The organism is Chryseolinea lacunae, from assembly GCF_016735595.1.
Classification (GTDB): domain Bacteria; phylum Bacteroidota; class Bacteroidia; order Cytophagales; family Cyclobacteriaceae; genus Chryseolinea; species Chryseolinea lacunae.
Genome location: NZ_JAERRB010000001.1, coordinates 522,889 through 542,461 on the forward strand (window position 1 = coordinate 522,889; position 19,573 = coordinate 542,461).

A 19,573-nucleotide genomic window follows, 5' to 3' on the forward strand; every position below is an offset into this window, starting at 1 on the left:
GTGATCGGTGCAACACAAGGGAACAAATAGCCCACAAAGTTGGAACTCCTTCTTATATTACCAGCGCAAAGTTTTGTGCCTCGAAAGGATAGAACTCAACAACCTTTGCAGCATTGAAAAGAACAACATGAAGACCTTAAGCATACTGGGTTGTGGTTGGCTGGGCCGGGCCGTTGCCGCAAAATTTCTCAACAACGGCGGCTGGCACGTGAATGGCTCAACCACCCGCCCCGAGAAATGCCCCGAGCTCCAAAACCTTTCGATCAATCCCTTCACCATTTCCCTGGCCCCCACCCCCACCGGCGACAACCTCGCCACGTTCTTTGCCGCCGACGCATTGCTTGTGGCCATTCCCCCGAAACGAAAAACAGGAGGCTCCGATTTTTATCTTCACCAAATCAAAAGCCTGGCCACCCACCTCGCCGGCACCCCTGTGCGCCGGGTCATCTTCGTTAGCTCAACCAGCGTCTACCCCGAGCTGAACCGCGAAGTGTTCGAAGCCGACGCCGACCCCCTGTCTGACCTTTTCAAAGCCGAACACGCCCTGCTTGAAAGCGCTCCCTTCAAAACCACCGTGCTCCGCTTTGGAGGACTTATCGGCCCAAACCGCAACCCCGGAAATTTCCTGTCCGGCAAAACCGATCTGCCCGGAGGCGATTCGCCCATCAACATGATCCACCAGCACGACTGCGTCAACATTATCCACACCCTTGTTTCGAACGATGTTTTCGGAGACGTCTTCAACGCCTGCGCAGACCACCACCCCACAAAAAAAGAATTCTACACCCGCGCAAGCCAGGCAGCAGGGCTGCCCCCGCCAGTGTTTAACGGACAGGCTGCCCCTTTCAAGATTGTGAATTCGGATAAGTTGAAGAGCAGACTGGGCTATGAGTTTACGTTTGGGGATTTGTTGGATTTATACTGATCCTTGTCAGCAAATGTTTTTGAATGCGTGTGTGGTGCGATTAGTTTATGATCGCAGTTATAGTGCCAAGTGAACCCCTGCGATTTCATGGGTGATGCGATGTGCTTGGCATGACGCGAAAAAACAAAACAACAAACGCTCATTGCGTCACTACTTGCATGGCAACAGAAGACACCGCCAAATCGCCGGGTTCCACCCGGCGATTTTACGAAGCAATTTTGCACATTACTATTCTATGTCTATGTTAAGTTCCACTTTCGTCACGGTCACATATCCTTTCTTTTTTGTGGGCTCAACCAAATAGATGCTTTTGAGTTGAAGGAAATATTTGCTGGTTTGATTCATGGGATAATTTGCCTCAATGAAGTCCGCCAGCTGTTCATGAGTCGCGATCTTGACATTTCTCAGCTTCCTTGCTTTTACCGTATCCGGCTTTGGGCCAAGCTCTGTACCAAATTCAAGAGGCAGACCGTCGTATAGAAAGTAAATGCTTCCATAGGAATACGTGATTCTTAGTTTAGGTTTTTCACCCTTGGCGACTCTGATATACAGGGGCACTTTATAATACTTGGCGGCGTCAAAATGAAGAAACAGAACAGTATCTGTGCGCGAAAGCTGAGCAGTGCAAACTACCGGCCCCAACCCAAATAATAGCAAAAGAAAAAGCATTCTTATTGGCATACAGTATTCGTTGAAAGCAGATTAATAAATTGAGCGTCAGCATCCATTTTGGCGCGCTGGTCTGCCGTTAAATCATGATACGCTTGCGTACCTCGAAGTCCTTGCCATGCCAGCGCACGATAATTATCCATAGTAATGAGGGAATTATCATGATTATTGACATCAAATTCCCACAAAGCCTTCGCCATTACATCAACATACTTCTTTGCCATAATCTGATGCTGGACATAATTTGTTGGATTTGGCAGTTTCGTTCCTTGGGAAGCGGGCATCTTCACAATAGAATAAGCATCGAACAGTTTGGGAAAATCATTTGGGTCAACGCTTTCATATCCTTCTACCTTACTCAATTCACTATAGAGTCTGGCATGAATGGATTCATGGAGAAATGTCTTTGCCACCAACAGTGAACCGTTGACATTAATATAGTGGCGATCAATCGTAGTGACCATATTCATATAGTTTGCAGAGGGTTCAGTTTGTCCAAAGCGTGGTTTTAGGTTGCCAAGTTTAAAGGTCAGATTGAACGGACTAATATCACTGGTGAAATCCTTAAGCAAATCTCTAAACAACTTTTGCCCCGACAGCGCATTATAGATACACAACGCCTTTGGATTATTCAAGACACTCGTGTCCAACTTAATGCGTATAGACATTAACGTCGCGGGCGGCAACACTCCAATCGGATCTTCAGAATCATTGGGATTAGAATCCGTCGCACCGCCGCCATCGCATGCCGTGCGTAAGAAAAATAGCAGCGGTATGCCGGGGCAGTCAATGATCAACCCGCCCGTGGCAGAATATGTGCTCCAGTGACAATTGGAGCCGCCACCTCCTCCGCCGCCACCAGCTCCACCTCCGCCACCTCCGCCGGTGCTTGTCGAGCCACCACCCTTGATGGGCCCTTTGCCTGGCGCGTTCGGTTTAACAATCAGGCCCGGCTTGGCGTCATCGCAATCGTCGCGCCCTGTGGTGGACTTTGGGGCGATATACTTCACGCCGGCGCCGTGGTCGAAGACAACGCGCATGTTTTCGCGGCGGTCAATCTCCATCATAACGAGTGTGCCTGTGAAGGTGCGACTGTCGAACACGCCGTTGAGTGAGGCCAGCCAGTCCGGGTCAGGTTCGTAGCGCAGGATGTAGGAATAGACGGTGCTGTCGTTTTCGCGGACCACGAGGTTTTCGAAACCATTGTCAATGTCGTGGAGCAGTAGCGAATAGCGGGTTATGTCGCGTTCGGGGTTGATCACCTTCACGGCATCGTCCATGGCAAGGGAATCGAACACATTGCCTTCGGTTCTACTGGTGGCGGTGGCAAGTTCGTAGAGTTTGAGCAGCGAAAGCAGGTTAGCATCTTTTTGCGGTGCCACGTGCGTGTAGCTGACACCGTTGGCGGGAAGAACGGGAGCAGGCGATTGATCCTCGCACGAAAAGGCGAACGCCATCACAAACAGGATGGCCACGCCATTAGCAATTCGATTCATGGGCTTGTGGTTTAGGATTGTTCCACAAGCTTAGGTGCGCACACTGCAACGGCTTTGCAGTGTAAAATAAATATCCCTGCAATGAGATTATGAATCGTACATGGCCTTCAACACCGATGTTTTCATTTTCAGCTGGAAAGCGTTGGTGTCATGTCGGGAAGCGTAAGGGAGTTTCTTGAAAAGGTTCTGTTGAGATAACTAAAACAAAAAATCATACATCACGCGATCGCAGAACACCGCCAAATCGCCGCTTGACGTCTTTGCTGCCACAGCACAGACCACTTCGATCTGCAAATTACATTGGCACCCGACGTGCACGTTGCATCGGATGATGCGACGGTGCGCCATGAACGTGAGTGCGTCGGGGAAATGCGTGCGTAGCGCAACTAATTTAGGCGTGCATTTTTAATCGCCGGGTAGAACTCGGCGATTTTACGGAGCACTATAAAAAAAAATTATAAACGAATAAGGTCAAACTACAATCGCTTTATTGAAAAAACACCACACCTATACCAAGCGTCCGATTCCTTAAACTCATCTGACTTTTTAGACTAAAAAGATCTCCTAAATTCGTTTGAAACATCTTAACCAAGTGTCATATGAAAAGACTAAGTGATCAAACGATGAAAGCCGTTAATGGCGGCGGAAATTGCTCCGGGTCATACAATGCATGCATTGTTGGAGCCGCAGTTACAGGAGCCGCCGTTGCTGCATTGACAGCAGGATGGGGAGCATATTTCGGTGTAGCTATCGCTGCTTCCGGAATGGAGTATTGTAGACAACAAGCCATTGGCTGCTATCAGGACGCCTCCTACCAAGCGCCAACCCGGCAAATTTCTCCCGGCGACCTCTAAACTCAAAACTATTCAGGGCGAAACAAATTTGTTTCGCCCTGAATTAAACATTAAACTCATGAATAGAAAACTAATAAATCAATTACTCACAGTATCCGTTATCGTAAGCGGATTTGTGTTGAGCCTTTTGAAGGTTTATGATCTTGTGTTCTACATTCCACTCATTGTCGTAGGATCTTACGTTGGATATCAAAATTTTAAAGAATCAAAATCAAAGGATCAAAACGTGACGGCGAAACACGTCACTATTAGCATCATCTTGATTATCATTCTTCTTATTATCTACATATCCATTGCACCAGAATAAAACAAAGTCTTTGATACGCGGGGTACTAATCTACTCATTGCTCTGTGCGATACAGCTACTCTTGATCCATTTAATAAACACCACGGTGTTTACGGACAATTTGCTAGCTGAACCCTTTGCACAAAACTTCTCAGCGGAAGAAGTTCGTTTAATTATGTCAAACTCAAAAGTCTGGCGCTGGCTTGGATACTCAATCTTTCCAATCCTAATCTTATTAAAAGTCTCTACCATAGCGTATTCATTAAGCCTTGGCCATATGTACCACTTCAATCGCTTGGAGTATCGAAGAATATTCTCAATAGTCCTCAATTCAGAATTCATATTTATTATGCCCTTGTTCCTAAAATTATTTTGGTTCAATTTCATTTTAAAAGAATTCGATCATATCGACATTTTAACATTCAGTCCATTTTCAATGACCTTTTTCTTTAATATGCATACCATTGAACCCTGGCTGGCGTACCCATTGCAAACAATTAACATATTTGAGCTACTCTATCTCATTTGCCTTTCTGTCGGAATAAAAAGAGAGTTTTGCATTAGTCTTTGCGATGCCTTCAAGATAGTTTTAGTTCCATATCTAACCGTACTTATTTTCTGGCTAACACTAACCATCTATTTCACAATTACCTTTCTCTAGTAGCTAAATGGCAAAGAACTTACAACTTTGAAAAAAGTTACCTACAACACATCGACGAATAGATCTTCTCACCATCTATGAAGAACTTTACTTCGCACTTCTTTCTAAGAAAAATCAAACGAGCTCATGTCTACCAAAATGACTCGAAAGATTGCGGCCCTGCTTGTCTTCTGGCCCTAATAAGGTTTTACGGGGGAAACTCAAATCTGGAGTCCATTAGAACATTATGCAGAAACACTGACAATGGAACTTCCATGCTAGGAATGAAGGTTGCAGCCATCGCATTGGGGATGACTGCCGAGGGATTTGAAGCAGACGCCCAGTCAATTGAATCTATAGAAAAGCAATTTATCCTCCATATCATCTCTCAAGGCTTTGATCACTACGTTGTGTGCTATGGTAATCTCCATGGAAAATATATAATAAGCGACCCCAAAGATGGCATTAGATTCTGGAGCAAGAACGAACTCGCCGAAAAATGGAAATCTGGATATTGCTTAATCATCGAAAAAAGTAAAGGTTTTATTCAAAACAAGGCAGACTACCGCAGAAAAAAAGCATGGATTTGGGTGTTAATTCAGGACAACGTATCTATCCTACTAAGCTGCACCATTCTTGGGTTGGTGATTTCGGCTTTAAGCATTTTAATGTCCACTTTCTCCCAGCAATTGGTAGACGTTATTATTCCATCTGGCAAATTGCGAGTGGCTACCATGTCGGTCTGTCTAGTTTCACTCCTACTTATTATGAAGGCCGCGTTTCAATACATCCGACAGACATTTCTTATTAGACAAAACCTAGATCTCGAAAAAAAGCTTAATTCCTTTTTTTTCAAAAAATTCCTCCATTTACCAAAGTCCTTCTTTGATCGAAGAAAAACTGGGGACTTGATTGCAAGAATCAATGACGTAGGCATTATCAAAAACACGTTTATTTTATTGTTCGGAAATCTGCTAATAGACACTCTTGTTGTTCTTTCGTCCATTGTCCTTATCATCTATTACAACACCTTTATAGGAACGATATGCGCAACAGTCATTCCCGTCTATTTCATAATAATAAAGAATGCAAACAGGCATTTAATCACGACACAAGAGAGTCTAATGTCCTCACGCGCCATCTCAGAAAGCAACTACATAAACACAATTCAAGGAATTGCATCAATAAAATCATTCAACAAACAACAATTATTCGAAGACACAAACACTTCCTTATTTGGCCAATACCAGAAGAATGTTTTCTCATACCTAATGCTCCAAAATAAGCTATCATTGACAATTGGAATTACTACTATTTTTATAACAGCAATAGTGCTAACGCTTACAATTCAGAGCATCTTCTCAAAAGAAATGAAGATCGGAGAGATGACAGCGGTAATCGGGTCCCTTTCCTCTTTATTGAGTTCAGTGGCAAACCTGGCACTGCTAAGTATTCCTATTAATGAGGCCAGAATTGCTTTCGACAGAATCTACGAATATGCACACATCAGTCCAGAGCAACAACTTTACCCCTATGTACAGATCACCGACGAAATTGTTTTCAAAAAACTAACCGTCTCCAACATCTCAATTGGATTTGAAGAACAAAAAAACATTCTACACGACATCACCTTTGAGATTAAACGAGGAGAACTAATTTCCATTATCGGGCAAAGTGGAACCGGCAAGAGTCTAATTTCTCAGATTCTTTTGAAATTTTACACTCCATCATCAGGCAGAATGATACTTAACGATTCCGTCCCAATCGAAAACCTAAATATATGTCGCTGGCGGGAGCTCATTGCTGTGGTCCCTCAGTATGTTCACATTTTCGAAGGAAGCCTGTTATACAATATTTGCTTAAGTCATGATAAGGCTGATATCGACAAGGCATTAGACATCTTACTTAACCTGGGATTTCATGACTATTTTATCCCTTTCGTCAATGGGTATCAAACGCAACTTGGAGAGGGTGGGATTTCACCCTCCGGGGGGCAAAGACAAATGATCGGCCTAGCCAGGGCCTTATGTTTTAACCCCAGCCTGATTGTATTAGACGAGACAACAGCTCATCTTGATTCTGAAACAGAAAAGTTCGTATTCAAAATCCTTGAAAAACTTAGGCATCGGCTAGCTGTAATATTTATAACACATCGTGGCCATAACTTAAAAACCGACAAAATTTTCAAGCTTCAGGCCGGCATTCTAATCCGTTTGTAGATTCGGATTTATAACATCTGGCGGTGTATTGAAATATGTTTACTCACCGTTATAAAAAACAAAAAGTCTCCAGGGTGGAGACTTTTGTGAAGCGAAACGCATCACCCTACCAAACTAAAAAAAACCAGCAGGCCACGATGTGCACTCGTGTCTGCTGGTTTTTTTTGCGTGGCTAGAGGCGCACCGATTTCACCAGGTCGAATTCGCGGCTTGATCCATAGCGGCTTTTCACGTAGCCTTTGAGGCGTTGCACGAAGATGCGTTGTTGAACATAGAGATCGTGGCGTTGTTTGAAAACGGCCGAGCGGGCACCGTAGGCGTCCATCACATCGTTGTTTGCTTTTTGGGCGTCGGCCACGGCTTTGTCGAGGTCGGCAAATTTGAAGTCGGGCATGTTGGTTTCCCAGTCGGGAAATGTTTTGATGGCCTCCACAATGTTGCGATACTGGCCCAGCATGGCACCATAGCCGCTGTCTGAAATGGTGACGCGCTTTTCTTCGGTGTTGGTGGTGCTGGCGGGGTCGGCCGGTTTGGACACTACGCGGATCACACGCAGCCGCCGCGCCAGGTCGCGCATCATGTTGTGCGGATGAGAATTGCGCCCGTAGGCGGCCACCACGGCATTGCTGATTCTAGTAACCTTCATGAGCACCGATTCGCTGTCGGTGCGGAACATGGCCGCGCGAACGGCCACCGCCTTGCGATAGGCCTGCTCTTTGGCCAACGCTTCATTGTTAACAATAGTGACCTTATCGAGCAGTTCCTTGAACTTGTCGAGGGCAAACCCCGCGGGTGGATTGAACCCGCTGAAGCCCAACAAAAGTGTGAGAACATCGATTGCTTTTTGCAGCCTGGCTGCGAAAGACATGGAAGAACTTGCATTCATAAATACTGTTTTTGAAAAATGTTTTTTAGAAAATCTGAACTCGCGTTCCGTGCACGGCACGCTTGCCAGCCCCCTTTACAACCGGCGCGCCAACTTGCAGCACGTCAAAAAAAACGCGTCGAAATCTGTACATGCATTTTTCAACATTCGGCCACCGAAATGCCGATTCCAGAAAACTGATCGAAGAAATTCTTACACGAAAAAAAGTTTTTCAACACCCCCTCACCCCGCTCCAACCTCCCCGGCTCCGGGGGTGCAAGGCGTGGTTGTGAAGACCATCAGCCAACGATATTTCGTCGGCCCAACGAAATATCGTTGGCTGGCACGAAAAGTTTGTGCCAATGCATGGCCGGTCCGGGCGTTTGTGCAACGAGGTTGGGCACTAGTGTGCCGGTGTTGAGGACTACCGCAGTAATATTGAGCCTTACCGTGCCAGTGCACAGGCCATATACATCAGTGCTGAGGCTTACCGTGGTAGTATTGAGGCCTTACACATCAGTGCAAACGTCTGGTGTGTGTTGCATGAGCACTACCGTGACAGTGCAAACGTCTGGTGTGTGCTGCATGAGCACTACCGTGACAGTGCAAACGTCTGGTGTGTGTTGCATGAGCACTACCGTGACAGTGTAAACGTCTGGTGTGTGCTGCATGGGCACTACCGTGACAGTGCAAACGTCTGGTGTGTGTTGCATGAGCACTACCGTGACAGTGTAAACGTCTGGTGTGTGCTGCATGAGCACTACCGTGACAGTGTAAACGTCTGGTGTGTGCTGCATGAGCACTACCGTGACAGTGCAAACGTCTGGTGCGTAAAGTTTGGGACCTGCCATAAGCGTGCAAACATCTGATTTGCGGAAGTGTTGATCAGAACACCGCCAAATCACCGGGATCCCTCCCGGCGATTTATAAACGTTGCCCCACGCTTTTGGTGCCACAGCACAAAACACCTCGATCCACAAAATTACGTTGGCACCCGAAGTGCACGTTGCATCGGGTGATGCACCGGTGCGCCATGAACTTGCGTGCGTCGGGGAAATGCGTGCGTGGCGCAATTGAAATATGGTGGTGGTTTCAATCGCCGGGTGGAACCCGGCGATTGGCGGGGTGATGAGATGTGCTTGGGCATCGCTATCAGAAACAAGAGATCTTGCTGTGGTGTGGTGCTTCGGCGTGATCATAAAATACCCGAACATAGGTATTGACTTCTTTATTAGTAAACGCAAAATTTAGTAAGACAAATGGTCTGTATAGGGTTTTTGAGTAGATCCCTATATCCTGGCCCGGTTGCTTTTGGAGCGGTGTGATCGTTGTGGGCGAATTGAAATTGAATGTTGCTGGCATCACAGGCAACAAAACGTGGTGATCAAAATCCAGCATGGCAACCGAAGAGATCGTGGCCCGGTGACGAAGAGCAATGCACGCGAAATTTTAAAAAAGAATTCCTCATATGAAATCGATCGCCTCCCGGTTGTTGCTGGCGGGAATCCTGGTGGTTCTGCTGGCGGCCTGCTATTCTGTAAAAATCCGCTGTAGAGATTGTCTTCCCGAAAAAGATCCGACCAACCAGGACCAGGCCACGTTTGGCCACATGGTGGTGTCGGTCGACACGGCCACAAAACTTGGTTTGTTCAAAGACAACGCCTGGCTGGTGAAGCCCTGCGGCGACAAGGGTTTTTATATGGTTGAAATGCGCGTGACGTTTGGCATGTTGATGGCCAATACGTTCCGAAAGAAAAAAATCATGAAAGTGAAATACATCTGCGAAGAGTGAACCCCTATGGCAACAACAAAAAATCATCCCCGCTTCGATTGGACCAACTTTCATTTTAATGGTGGTCCCTATCCGCTAAAGCTCATGCAAGACATTGCTCCCGACAAGAGCATTGCCAACCCGATAGACCGCTACAACGACGGGGCACAGGAAATTCAGCGGCTGCTCCAGGACAGCATCGACAACAACCAGCGCTTTCGGGCCTATGGTTCGTCGTGGTCGCTGAACAACATTGCCTACCAGCCCGACCGCATGCTCTACAATTCGCGGCTCAACCTGGTGATTGATGTTGCCGCCGAGCACGTGCACGCAGCCTCCACCCACAACCACCAGAACCTTATCTTTCTGGAATGCGGCGCCGTGGTGAAACAAATTCACAACGCACTGCGCCAGCGCGGCAAATCGCTGAAGACGTGCGGCGCCAGCAACGGCCAGACCATTGCCGGCGCCATCTCCACCGGCGTGCACGGCTCTGCCATTGATGTGGGGTCCATTCAGGATGGCGTGGTAGGGTTGAGTCTCATCATTGGCCCCTCGGCAAACGATCGTGTTTATATTGAGCGGGCCAGTGTGCCGGCTTTGAGCGATGGGTTTGCGGCCTCCATTCAATCGCGCGTTATCCGAAACGACGATTTGTTCAACGCCGCGTTGGTTAGCCTCGGGGGCTTCGGTGTCATTCACGGGGTGGTGATGGAAGTGGAAGACATTTTTTTGCTGAAGCGCTATGTGCGCAACATCAATCCCCACGATGCGCTTGAGCTGGCCAAGACATTGAACTTTAAAGATTCTCCCTTCAAGATCCCCGGCGAAACCGCAGCCGACGGTAGCGGCGAAAGACCCTATCACTACAAACTATACATCAACCCCTACAGGCCCAACGACGATTTTGTGACGGAGATCATGTTCAAGAAACCCTATGTGGCCAACTATCCCAACCCCATACCCGAAATTCAATCGTCTATCTACAAAGACCTGCCGAGTTTCATTGCCTGGCTTGCCGCCAAGTTCAAGCGATCCATTCCGTTGCTGGTGGCGGGGCTAAAGAGCGAAGTTTTTCCCCCGGTAGACACCGATGTGCTGGGCACGCTGGGCGAAATGTTTTGGGACACGAGCCCGCAGGGTGCCGCCTTTGGCAGTGCCTTCGCGATTGACATTGCCGATTCAGAAAAAGCACTCGCCGTGCTCACCAAAGTGATCCGCGACTTCGGCCCCATACCCGGCATTCTTTCCATGCGGTTTGTGAGCCAGTCAACAGCCACACTCGGCTTCACGCGATTTCCACACACGTGCGTGCTTGAAGTGGACGGCGTGCTTTGGACGGGCAACCGAAACATCATCAGCCTCGAAGAATATCTCATAAAATGCATTGAGGCATTGAAGGCCGCCGGCATTCCCTTTGCCCAACACTGGGGCAAGAATGCCGCGTGGGGATTTCCCGGATTGGTAGACTACATGTATGGCAACGCCGACGACCAATGGAAAAACATGCGCAGCGCCCTGCTCACCAAACAAATGGCCGACTTGTTTACCAACGATTTTCTCAACACCGTGTCCCTGTCTGATTTTCGTGTGGGTGCCCCCGTGGAGTTGATCGCGACGTCGGAAATTCCAGTCTGATGGTTTTGAAGAAGCTGAAACCCACAGCGCTCGGTTTGATGATGGGCAGCCTCTGCGTGTCTGCCCTCCACGCCCAACAGATCGATTTGATTATGGGAAAGCTTCACACCGTCAGCGATTCAGTGGCACGCGTTCCCTGCAACCAGAACTATGGCCCGGTGCTGACAAACCGCGCGGTGAATATGTTGCTGTATGAAAAAACAGCAACCTACCTTACCGGCCTCACTGATTTCTCGCTTCGAAAAAACTATGTCACGTTTCAAACCAACACGAACGAGATTGCCCTTGGCCACAGCTTCTATCAACCCCAAAAGAGCGACCGCCTTGTGCGTTCGTTTTTTGTAGCGGGCATTTCGGCCGTTGTCCGCAGTGCTTTGCCAGACCAACTGCTGCACGCCATGTCGGGCAACCTGGCAGCAACACTAAAACAAACCTGGCTGGGCAAAACAACCGTGACGGGAGGTTGCAGTCCGGCCACCGCGTCGCAGCGGCAGTTGATGGATGCCTCACGCGCAGCGGTGCTTCAAACTGTTGAGGCACACTACCGCCAAGCGGCGCACGAGTTTGAAGAACAACTAAGCACGGTGGCATCCGATTCAGTGAAGAACGCCTTGCGCAAGACCTTCTACGACAACCTGGACTACAACAGCAACCAAGATTTTGCCGACGGCCAAGCGCAGGCGTTGCTGAACACCAACTATTATCATCAGCTCACAACACACTGGACGAGCCTAAGTCTCGGCATACCGTTGATGCGCCAAGCCTACACCGTAGCAGAAAACTACTCCGCATCATTCGCCCGGCAACACAGCTACCCGCTGTCGATGGTGCTGAGCCACACACGCTTCAGAGAAACTCCGCGCGGCAGATGGTTTGTTACGGTTGGCTTGTCGGCCTATCTCAACAACACGTTTACGAGCAACGGATTGCTCTACACCACCTATGGCGACTACACGGCGCATGGCGGCAAAGACACCACGGCGCTGGCATCGCAGAAGGGCGCGGCCTACATCGGCACTTTTCAGCGCTATGTTACGCCGGTCGCGAGCCTTCAGTGCATCTACTTCCCCGTCGACTCGCACGTGGGCATATCGCTCGCAGCCTTTCAGAACTTCTTTACCTACAACGCGCTCACCGTTCGCTTGGGCATACCCGTTGTGCTGATCGACAAACGCGGTTCGCCGGCAATAAATTTTGAATTCCGTTTGAACTACTATGACGTAGCCGACAAGGTGTTGCCCGATGCGCCGCGCTCGACCAAATTGATGGTTGGTGTTTCCGTTGGTGTGCCGGTGAGTAAGGTGATGTTTTAGGGAAGTGGGCTGTACGTAAAACTTTATCTTGGCTTTTACGTTCGGCCAGAGTGGACAGACGCTTTTGAAAGCCAGCCACTGAAGTTGCCAAATGAGACAATGGAAAACACACTATTTGACTTTATCGCAAAATATATTTCTCTGACAGAGGAGGAGAAGAAGGTATTACTTTCCTTAGACCTTTTTCGCTCCGTAAAAAAGGGCACGACTTTGCTCGAAAAAGGACAGCGATCAAAAGATAGCTACTTCGTTCTAAAAGGCTGTATCCGGATTTACTACATCATAGACGGAGAAGAAAAAACTACTGCTTTCTACACAGAAATGGACGTGTTAACACCCCATTGTGTTATCCATAAAGCTCCTTCCGAATATTTCATTAGTTGTGTTGAAGACAGCATTCTTACGGTTTCAAATTCTGATATGGAAGCAGAGGTAAACAGCAAGTTTCCAAAGTTTGAAATCATGTGCAGAATGTTGTCAGAGGAATTGTTAGCGAAACAACAACTAGACTTTGACGAGTTCAAGACTTCCTCACCTGAACAACGATATCTGAATCTGCTACAAAAAAGACCTGACCTCCTTCACCGTGTTCCGCAGTACCAATTAGCGAGCTTTCTGGGCATCAAACCTCAATCATTAAGCAGACTAAGAGCAAGAATTCTTGAAAAATAAGAAGTAAGTCTTATTTCTTAACTTAAGTGAACGAGTTGTTGTAGCTCGCCATAACACTTTTGCGTATCGTTTCATATAAAAGAAAGAAATGCAAAAGAGAGTTTTCCGGATTGGACTTGCCTGCGTGTTGGCAAGTATTCTACAGGTGCATGCGCAATCTACCAAACAAGACAGCACCTATAAAAAATGGTTTATTGGGAGTTCACTCTTGGTGCTGGGAAATTTAATTCCTGATGACCAAAACCCACCAGAGTATATACAATTAAATATCGGCTATCGGATAACACCTAAAGATGTCGTTTCCTTTAGATTTAAACGGTCCATTTATTCCTGGCCATTAGGCATCCCCTTCGGACCATCATTTGATGCACCGGGCCTAAACTATCCCGGCCATGCGCGCATACTTGCGCCTACCCTGGGGTATCAGCATTTTTGGTGGAAAGGAGTCTATACATCCCTTTACGCATTGAACGCTTTTGAAAAATATATCGACGAGAATAAGAAGAAGATTGGAAATGGATACACGCTCTATCTGGACTTCTATGTGGGTTACCATTTCACGTTTCTTAAAAATCGCTTCTTTTTTGAACCTGCTATCGGATGTAGCTATTGGCCGGTAAGAACCAATGTTCCTGAATCTTTCAGATCAGTAGAAAAACAATGGCCCAACTACTTTATTCAACCCGGGCTTGATTTTGGATTCAAATTTTAACCTCGCCCTCGAGAAATTGCACCGGATTTAATGCCACGTAATTAGTTCCTGACAGTTCATCCCCGTCTTCAAGAATACGCTTTCAATAGAGCCTTCCATCGCTGGTCATTTTATGTCCCTGGCTGGAAAGCTTTGCAGCAGGACACGACAATTGAAAGTACGTTACGCCGGCATTTTAATTTACGTTTTAACCCCTGTTTAATAAAAACAATTAATACAATGAAAAAGATCAGTATTTGCGCCGTGCTATTTTCGCTCACGGCGTTTCTTAGCTCATGTGGCGTCGGCACTGCCGTTGTAACCAATCACAACCAAAACGCCACCGAGGTACACTTACGCGAGAACAACTTCAAGGTAATTGATCAAATAAGCGGAAGTTCAGAGGTGTCCTATGTTTTTGCCATTGGAGGCCTAAACAAAAAGCAGCTGTACGAAAATGCATATTCAACGATGATGAAGAAAGCCAACTTGCTGAATGGTTCACGAGCCATCATCAACGTGACGACAGAGGCACACTTCAGCGGTTTTGCACCTTTCTTTGTAAGAAGGACAATAACCGTTAGTGCACAGGTAGTTGAATTCACGAGGTAAATCCAACGAAACAGGACCTTTCCCTACGTGCACCACAACACCAATGGGCAAGTTTTTTGGGTGTGAGTTTAATTTAACGGAGTGTATTGAAAAGGAATGCTATCGCTGTTCGATGTGGATTGGTGAAATGATTACCCCATATTTTTTTTGATGAGATTGCAATCTGAATTTTAATAGCGGCAGGTCGTTATATCGACGAAAACATTTTAAGTTTTCCGATGGAAAGGTCATTGTCCTATTCACTGCGAAGTCCATCCACCGGGTTACTAACCGCGCCTCTGAGCGCCTGCGCACCAACCGTTGCCAGCGCAATCACTGCGGTGAAAAGACCTGCAAGGGCAAAAATCCACCAACTAATTTCGATATGGTAGGCAAATCCTTTCAGCCACTCGCTCACTGCATACCACGCCAACGGCACGGCTACTACAAAAGCGACAAGCAGCAAAAGAAGAAAGTCGCGTGAAATCAAGCCCACAATTGACGCGGAGGTAGAACCAAGAAGTTTGCGAATCCCGATCTCTTTTTTACGAACTTCCACATTGTACATGGCCAGTCCGAACAGTCCCAGGCAGCCGATGAGAATGGCCAGACCGGACGCGATGGTAAACAGAACGCTGGACTGTTGCTCGTCGCGATAGGCGGCTGCAAATTTTTCATTGAGGAAACTGAACTCAAAGGGACTGCCTGGAAAATTCCTCATGAACATATGCTCCAGCGCACGCAAATGATTGGCTATGTCCTTTCCCTGAACTTTTAACGTATAGTAGCCACCACCGTGAGATGGCGTATACACTATGGGACTTATTGACTGTCGGACGGAAAGGTGATGGTAGTCTCGAATCACTCCCTGTATTTCGAACTCCCGCTCGCCCCATGAAATTTTTTGTCCCACCGCTGCCCGGGGAGAAGAAAACCCGAGTGTTTGGGAAGCACGTTCGTTGATGATAATTCGATCCATTTGGTTCCAGGATCGGTTACAGGTTTCGGTGGTAAAGTTTTCTCCGGCCAGAACCTCAATGCCGTAGGTGGCCAGGAACTTCTCGTCGATGCTTAGAATATCATAGCTTGTCCTTTCATCCTCCGTGGACACGTTGACTCTTTTTATTTCAGCCGTGGAAAAATTAAATCCCTCGGTTGGGACATTTCCGGACCTGGAGAAATCCCCGATGAAACTGGCCTGACGAACTTCGTTCTCAAAACTTTCGCTCCGTTCTGTAAAGGTTTCGTCTCTTTTCACTTCCGCGCCACGGACAACCACAAGCTGGTCGATGTTCATTCCCAGATCCTTGTTCTGCATATAAAGCCATTGCTGATAGAGCAGAATCGTTGTGGCGATGAGCATCATGGAAATACAGAACTGAAACACCACCAGGGTTTTCCGGACAAAGACACCTTTTGCAGATTTGGTGAAGGTCCCCTTCAGTACCTGTGCCGGGTTGAACGAAGACAAGGCAAATGCCGTGTAGGCACCCGATGCAAGTGTTCCCAGCGCAAGCATGACGCCAGCCGCAGGCCAGAAATACCCCGCCTGAAATATATTCAACGAGATGTCCTTCTGCAGTATTTGCCTATACGGCGGTTGTAAGGCCATCACTAACGCTATGGACAAAATGAAAGCCGACGCATTCAGCATCGCTGATTCTCCCAGAAACTGTTTGATGAGTTGACTCTTGCCGGCACCGACTACTTTGCGAATGCCAACCTCTTTTGCACGTTTAAGTGCACTGGCCGTGGAAAGGTTAACGTAATTAAACCACGCAATAATCAAGATCAGAATGCCAATACCGGCCAGCATATACACATAGCGCATGCTTTCAAACGTCGGATAGGTCTCATGGAGGAATCTTCCCAGGTGAAGGCTTTCGAGGGGCTGTAACCTTACAACACTTTTCTGACCCGGATTAGCCTTACGCTCCAGTGAGGTAGCCTGAAAAGCGACGGAATTCTGATCGACACCTTCTTTTAGCATCACATAGGAATGCATCCATTGGCTCTGTGTTCCATCCAGGCTGGCCCAGCCTTCATTGCCATTCAGGTTTGCCGGATTGGCCAGGGTTTCCAGGGAGAAGACCATGTCATATTTCAAATCCGAATTCTCCGGCATGTCCTCATACACCGCCTCAACCGTATAGGAAGTCTGGCCGAACTGGTTGTTTAATACCAGTGCCTTTCCCAGGGGAGACTTTCTTCCAAAATATTTCAGGGAAGCTGTCTGGGAAAGTGCCATCGTATTGGGCCTCTTCAATGCACTTCCATTGCCTGCCTGTATCGGAAATGTAAAAACCTGAAAAAAATTGCCATCAACATAGGCAAATTTGTTTTCGCGAAAAGACAAAGACTTCTCACCCATCTCATTGACCAGAATACCCGTGCCTAAGTTTTGCCCTTCCGCAACTCGGCAAACTCGATCAATTCCGCTGATTTGATTTTGAGCAAGCACGGGAAGAGCTGGTGCGTTATAGATCTCCAGGTCGCCATTGCCCTTTTCATGAAGCTGTCTGTGCAGAACGGACGCGTGGGTATGGAAGGAATTGTAACTGAACTGGAAAGAGACATACTGTGCGATCAGTATAAACGCAGTCATGCCCAGGCACAGTCCAATGACGTTGACGGAAGTGAACACAGGGTTTTTCTGAAGGTTCCGGAAAGCAATGAGTATATAGCTTACGAGCATGAGGTAAAGCGTTTAACAGTGCTGCGTAGACAACATTCGTGCCTTTAAAAAACACGCATTACCAGACAATTTTACATAGGGCCACGGGCCAAGCGACCGGTAATGACATGGAACTGTCCAAGAGCGATCAAAGAAACATTTAATCCGAACCATCCTCAAGCACAGTGTGGAGAAAAACAAGTCATCTGCTGCAACCCTCGATGACAATGCGCGCGAAGAAGTCTTTCTGTATCTTTTGTTTAACATAAAAAGCTCTTCATCGGCCCATCCATAGGACAACATTAAACAAAATCACTTTACCAGCACGCTGTTTCTGGCGATAGCACCGAAGACTAAACTTCTGCTCAACGCTCACGTTAGACCGTTGCGTCTGGTCATGGCCACACGCCGAACATCTGGTGCCGATCGATGCCGGCCGGTGCCGGCAGTATCAACAGTTTCAACCATACGTTTCAAAACAAAATTGACTCATTAAAGAGCGCCGGCCGATTTCATTCAAAAAGCGGTTACCCGATTATTCGGCTGTCCCTGGCTACGAACCTTGAAAACCCCAGCAAGGCACCGGCTACCATGACGTTACGAAAAACATTAACCATTTCAAGTTCCTGCTCTCTGGCCAGGTCCGCCGTCATGGTTTCCACACCCAACTCGTGGCCCATAGCCCGCGGGATATGAACAAGCAAGGCCATGAAGACCACGTATAATGCCATTAAGGCGTAGCTGAGCTTGTCGTATTTTCCAATCACAGCACTGATGATAAACAATACGATACACACCATCGTAAAGTAGTTCCAGAACAACGGAAAGGGAATGTAGTCTGGAACGAAGGCAGCACCCACTTCGGGCTTGCCCAGGTGCAAGCCCACGTACATGAGAAACGAAAGCGGGAAAAGGTATCGTCCTATCGCCAAGATCTTGTTCATAGGACTTACATTTCAAAAGGTGAAACTTCCCGGACCTCTGTAAATCCTGCGGGACTCTGCAGAATGGGACAGTTCTTTGCCCAGGCCTGCACTTCTTCTACATCGTTGGCTTTGCAAATCATGTAGCCCGTGACCATTTGTTTTTCCTTAATGGCAGGCTCATTGGACACCCCGGCATTACCCACGGTGACACCCTCCCACTGAATGGGCTTTGTGGAAATAAGTTTTCCCTGCATGGCGATATTACCAATCCAATTTTGCCACGCGGCCATAGCGGTTTTCATTTTTTCGGGATCAAGCTGGTACTTCCCCTCGCCTGACTCATTCCAGAACAGCAACAGATACTCTTTCATAATTTTGATGTTTAGTAGTTAACTGAATCAAAATTGGGCAAGAGTCGGGAGACAGTCCTTGACAAATGTCAAGACTTTATAGTTTGGACTTCAGGCGGGTCATGGTTTCGGGGCTGATGCCCAGATAGGACGCAATCAGTTTACTGGACAACCTTGTCATTATTTTTGGCTTATTTTCCATGAGCCACCTGATGCGTTCCAACGCGTTCATGGCCGTTAATGCATTGACCCTGTAAACGGTGTTGTTGTAGGAGACTTCCAGAATTTCTTTGTAGATCGCTGCAAACTGTGGAGCCTGCTGTGAAAGCAATTGAAAGCTATCATAATGGATCCGAAGCAAGCGGCAAGCCTCCACACACTTGATGGACTCATTGGCAGGCAGCTGATTCTGAAATCCGAAAATATCCGTCACCCATTGGTCTTCCACATAAAATTCGCGTGTCGATTCCTGGCCCTGTCTGTCGATAATATAAACCTGAATGCAACCCGCTGCAATATAATATACGTGCTTGCAAACGTCCCCTTGCACGAGCAAATGTTGTCCACGCTCGCCACTGAACTCTTCAAAATGATCCAATACATGCTCCAGGTTATCGGGCTTTTTTCCTACTCGATTGATGATATGTTGCCGGAGATTGTCGATCATAGAAGTGGGACTTGATTCATCGTGGTTTCGTTTTTTAACAACGGATGTTAAAATTTGTTACATGATCTTAACATCATCAATGAAAACATATTTCTATGCTTACTGCTCCTGACCATAAAGTCGCGATAGCGCCAAATACGGCAGCACAATTAGAACCACAGAGGTCGAAATCTTAAAGAAGCATTCACCTAATCGCGTTCATGAAAGCTCGCATTCAGATTGACTTCTGTTTCGTTCCGTTAAGCGTCCTTGCTTGGCATGCATTCTAAAACAGCAATGTTGAAGAAAGGTTTCCGAACACTTACCACGTCTTCGCGTTATAGTGT

17 protein-coding genes are annotated in these 19,573 nt (G+C 47.2%); 9 read left to right on the forward strand and 8 right to left on the reverse strand.

Annotated elements, in window-relative coordinates:
* The first annotated feature begins 127 nt into the window (after nt 1–127).
* Complete coding sequence (locus JI741_RS01910) at nt 128–925, forward strand: SDR family oxidoreductase (protein ID WP_202006912.1); 798 nt, start codon at nt 128–130, stop codon at nt 923–925.
* A 228-nt stretch (nt 926–1,153) separates the two neighbouring features.
* Here JI741_RS01910 and JI741_RS01915 read toward each other — a convergent pair whose 3' ends face one another.
* Together JI741_RS01915 and JI741_RS01920 are read right to left on the reverse strand one after the other, a co-directional pair.
* Nucleotides 1,154–1,606, reverse strand: a complete 453-nt coding sequence (locus JI741_RS01915; protein ID WP_202006913.1) for a hypothetical protein — start codon at nt 1,604–1,606, stop codon at nt 1,154–1,156.
* Entirely contained in the window at nt 1,597–3,090 is a 1,494-nt protein-coding gene (locus tag JI741_RS01920; RefSeq protein ID WP_202006914.1) for a hypothetical protein, read from the reverse strand. Before JI741_RS01920 ends, JI741_RS01915 begins: the two co-directional genes overlap by 10 nt.
* 599 nt (nt 3,091–3,689) lie before the next feature.
* On the opposite strand from JI741_RS01920, the gene JI741_RS32410 reads away from it, so the two are divergent.
* Together JI741_RS32410 and JI741_RS01925 are read left to right on the forward strand one after the other, a co-directional pair.
* Nucleotides 3,690–3,944 carry a hypothetical protein gene (locus JI741_RS32410; protein WP_236675832.1) on the forward strand — a complete coding sequence of 85 codons (255 nt, stop codon included), beginning with the start codon at nt 3,690–3,692 and terminating at the stop codon, nt 3,942–3,944.
* A 1,024-nt stretch (nt 3,945–4,968) separates the two neighbouring features.
* The gene (locus JI741_RS01925) at nt 4,969–7,089 is read left to right on the forward strand and encodes a peptidase domain-containing ABC transporter (protein ID WP_202006915.1); all 2,121 of its coding nucleotides are present in this window, start codon (nt 4,969–4,971) and stop codon (nt 7,087–7,089) included.
* 172 nt (nt 7,090–7,261) lie between these two features.
* Here the strand turns inward: JI741_RS01925 and JI741_RS01930 are convergent, their stop codons facing one another.
* Together JI741_RS01930 and JI741_RS01935 are read right to left on the reverse strand one after the other, a co-directional pair.
* A complete protein-coding gene (locus tag JI741_RS01930; RefSeq protein ID WP_202006916.1) occupies nt 7,262–7,975 on the reverse strand; it encodes a hypothetical protein in 714 nt (237 codons plus the stop codon).
* 488 nt (nt 7,976–8,463) lie between these two features.
* Complete coding sequence (locus JI741_RS01935; protein WP_202006917.1) at nt 8,464–8,805, reverse strand: hypothetical protein; 342 nt, start codon at nt 8,803–8,805, stop codon at nt 8,464–8,466.
* Nucleotides 8,806–9,422: 617 nt separating this feature from the next.
* Here JI741_RS01935 and JI741_RS01940 point away from each other — a divergent pair.
* From JI741_RS01940 to JI741_RS01965, 6 genes are all read left to right on the forward strand, one after another.
* A complete protein-coding gene (locus JI741_RS01940) occupies nt 9,423–9,746 on the forward strand; it encodes a hypothetical protein (RefSeq protein WP_202006918.1) in 324 nt (107 codons plus the stop codon).
* 6 nt (nt 9,747–9,752) lie between these two features.
* Nucleotides 9,753–11,363, forward strand: a complete 1,611-nt coding sequence (locus tag JI741_RS01945) for an FAD-binding protein (protein ID WP_202006919.1) — start codon at nt 9,753–9,755, stop codon at nt 11,361–11,363.
* Complete coding sequence (locus tag JI741_RS01950) at nt 11,363–12,676, forward strand: hypothetical protein (RefSeq protein WP_202006920.1); 1,314 nt, start codon at nt 11,363–11,365, stop codon at nt 12,674–12,676. Before JI741_RS01945 ends, JI741_RS01950 begins: the two co-directional genes overlap by 1 nt.
* 99 nt (nt 12,677–12,775) lie before the next feature.
* Nucleotides 12,776–13,348, forward strand: coding sequence for a Crp/Fnr family transcriptional regulator (locus JI741_RS01955; RefSeq protein ID WP_202006921.1), 573 nt, complete (start codon nt 12,776–12,778; stop codon nt 13,346–13,348).
* 88 nt (nt 13,349–13,436) lie between these two features.
* Nucleotides 13,437–14,060 (forward strand): hypothetical protein, encoded by a 624-nt coding sequence (locus JI741_RS01960; protein WP_202006922.1) that lies wholly within the window; start codon nt 13,437–13,439, stop codon nt 14,058–14,060.
* 219 nt (nt 14,061–14,279) lie between these two features.
* Nucleotides 14,280–14,651, forward strand: a complete 372-nt coding sequence (locus JI741_RS01965) for a DUF6567 family protein (RefSeq protein WP_202006923.1) — start codon at nt 14,280–14,282, stop codon at nt 14,649–14,651.
* Between the two features lie 235 nt (nt 14,652–14,886).
* On the opposite strand, the gene JI741_RS01970 is transcribed toward JI741_RS01965, so the two are convergent.
* The 4 genes from JI741_RS01970 to JI741_RS01985 form a co-directional block, all read right to left on the reverse strand.
* Nucleotides 14,887–17,325 carry an FtsX-like permease family protein gene (locus tag JI741_RS01970; protein WP_202006924.1) on the reverse strand — a complete coding sequence of 813 codons (2,439 nt, stop codon included), beginning with the start codon at nt 17,323–17,325 and terminating at the stop codon, nt 14,887–14,889.
* Between the two features lie 506 nt (nt 17,326–17,831).
* Entirely contained in the window at nt 17,832–18,248 is a 417-nt protein-coding gene (locus tag JI741_RS01975; protein WP_202006925.1) for a hypothetical protein, read from the reverse strand.
* A gap of 5 nt (nt 18,249–18,253) precedes the next feature.
* Complete coding sequence (locus JI741_RS01980; protein ID WP_202006926.1) at nt 18,254–18,601, reverse strand: YciI family protein; 348 nt, start codon at nt 18,599–18,601, stop codon at nt 18,254–18,256.
* Nucleotides 18,602–18,677: 76 nt separating this feature from the next.
* On the reverse strand, nt 18,678–19,247 hold the full coding sequence (locus tag JI741_RS01985) for a Crp/Fnr family transcriptional regulator (protein WP_202006927.1): 570 nt from the start codon (nt 19,245–19,247) through the stop codon (nt 18,678–18,680).
* Nucleotides 19,248–19,573 lie beyond the last annotated feature (326 nt).

Bases quoted from the DNA above. Each gene is read 5' to 3' on its own strand.
- JI741_RS01945 (WP_202006919.1), top strand. From the start codon at position 9,753: ATGGCAACAACAAAAAATCATCCCCGCTTCGATTGGACCAACTTTCAT.
- JI741_RS01925 (WP_202006915.1), top strand. From the start codon at position 4,969: ATGAAGAACTTTACTTCGCACTTCTTTCTAAGAAAAATCAAACGAGCT.
- JI741_RS32410 (WP_236675832.1), top strand. From the start codon at position 3,690: ATGAAAAGACTAAGTGATCAAACGATGAAAGCCGTTAATGGCGGCGGA.
- JI741_RS01955 (WP_202006921.1), top strand. From the start codon at position 12,776: ATGGAAAACACACTATTTGACTTTATCGCAAAATATATTTCTCTGACA.
- JI741_RS01960 (WP_202006922.1), top strand. From the start codon at position 13,437: ATGCAAAAGAGAGTTTTCCGGATTGGACTTGCCTGCGTGTTGGCAAGT.
- JI741_RS01975 (WP_202006925.1), bottom strand. From the start codon at position 18,248: ATGAACAAGATCTTGGCGATAGGACGATACCTTTTCCCGCTTTCGTTT.
- JI741_RS01980 (WP_202006926.1), bottom strand. From the start codon at position 18,601: ATGAAAGAGTATCTGTTGCTGTTCTGGAATGAGTCAGGCGAGGGGAAG.
- JI741_RS01985 (WP_202006927.1), bottom strand. From the start codon at position 19,247: ATGATCGACAATCTCCGGCAACATATCATCAATCGAGTAGGAAAAAAG.
- JI741_RS01915 (WP_202006913.1), bottom strand. From the start codon at position 1,606: ATGCCAATAAGAATGCTTTTTCTTTTGCTATTATTTGGGTTGGGGCCG.
- JI741_RS01950 (WP_202006920.1), top strand. From the start codon at position 11,363: ATGGTTTTGAAGAAGCTGAAACCCACAGCGCTCGGTTTGATGATGGGC.
- JI741_RS01930 (WP_202006916.1), bottom strand. From the start codon at position 7,975: ATGAATGCAAGTTCTTCCATGTCTTTCGCAGCCAGGCTGCAAAAAGCA.
- JI741_RS01965 (WP_202006923.1), top strand. From the start codon at position 14,280: ATGAAAAAGATCAGTATTTGCGCCGTGCTATTTTCGCTCACGGCGTTT.
- JI741_RS01935 (WP_202006917.1), bottom strand. From the start codon at position 8,805: ATGGCAGGTCCCAAACTTTACGCACCAGACGTTTGCACTGTCACGGTA.
- JI741_RS01940 (WP_202006918.1), top strand. From the start codon at position 9,423: ATGAAATCGATCGCCTCCCGGTTGTTGCTGGCGGGAATCCTGGTGGTT.
- JI741_RS01920 (WP_202006914.1), bottom strand. From the start codon at position 3,090: ATGAATCGAATTGCTAATGGCGTGGCCATCCTGTTTGTGATGGCGTTC.
- JI741_RS01970 (WP_202006924.1), bottom strand. From the start codon at position 17,325: ATGCTCGTAAGCTATATACTCATTGCTTTCCGGAACCTTCAGAAAAAC.
- JI741_RS01910 (WP_202006912.1), top strand. From the start codon at position 128: ATGAAGACCTTAAGCATACTGGGTTGTGGTTGGCTGGGCCGGGCCGTT.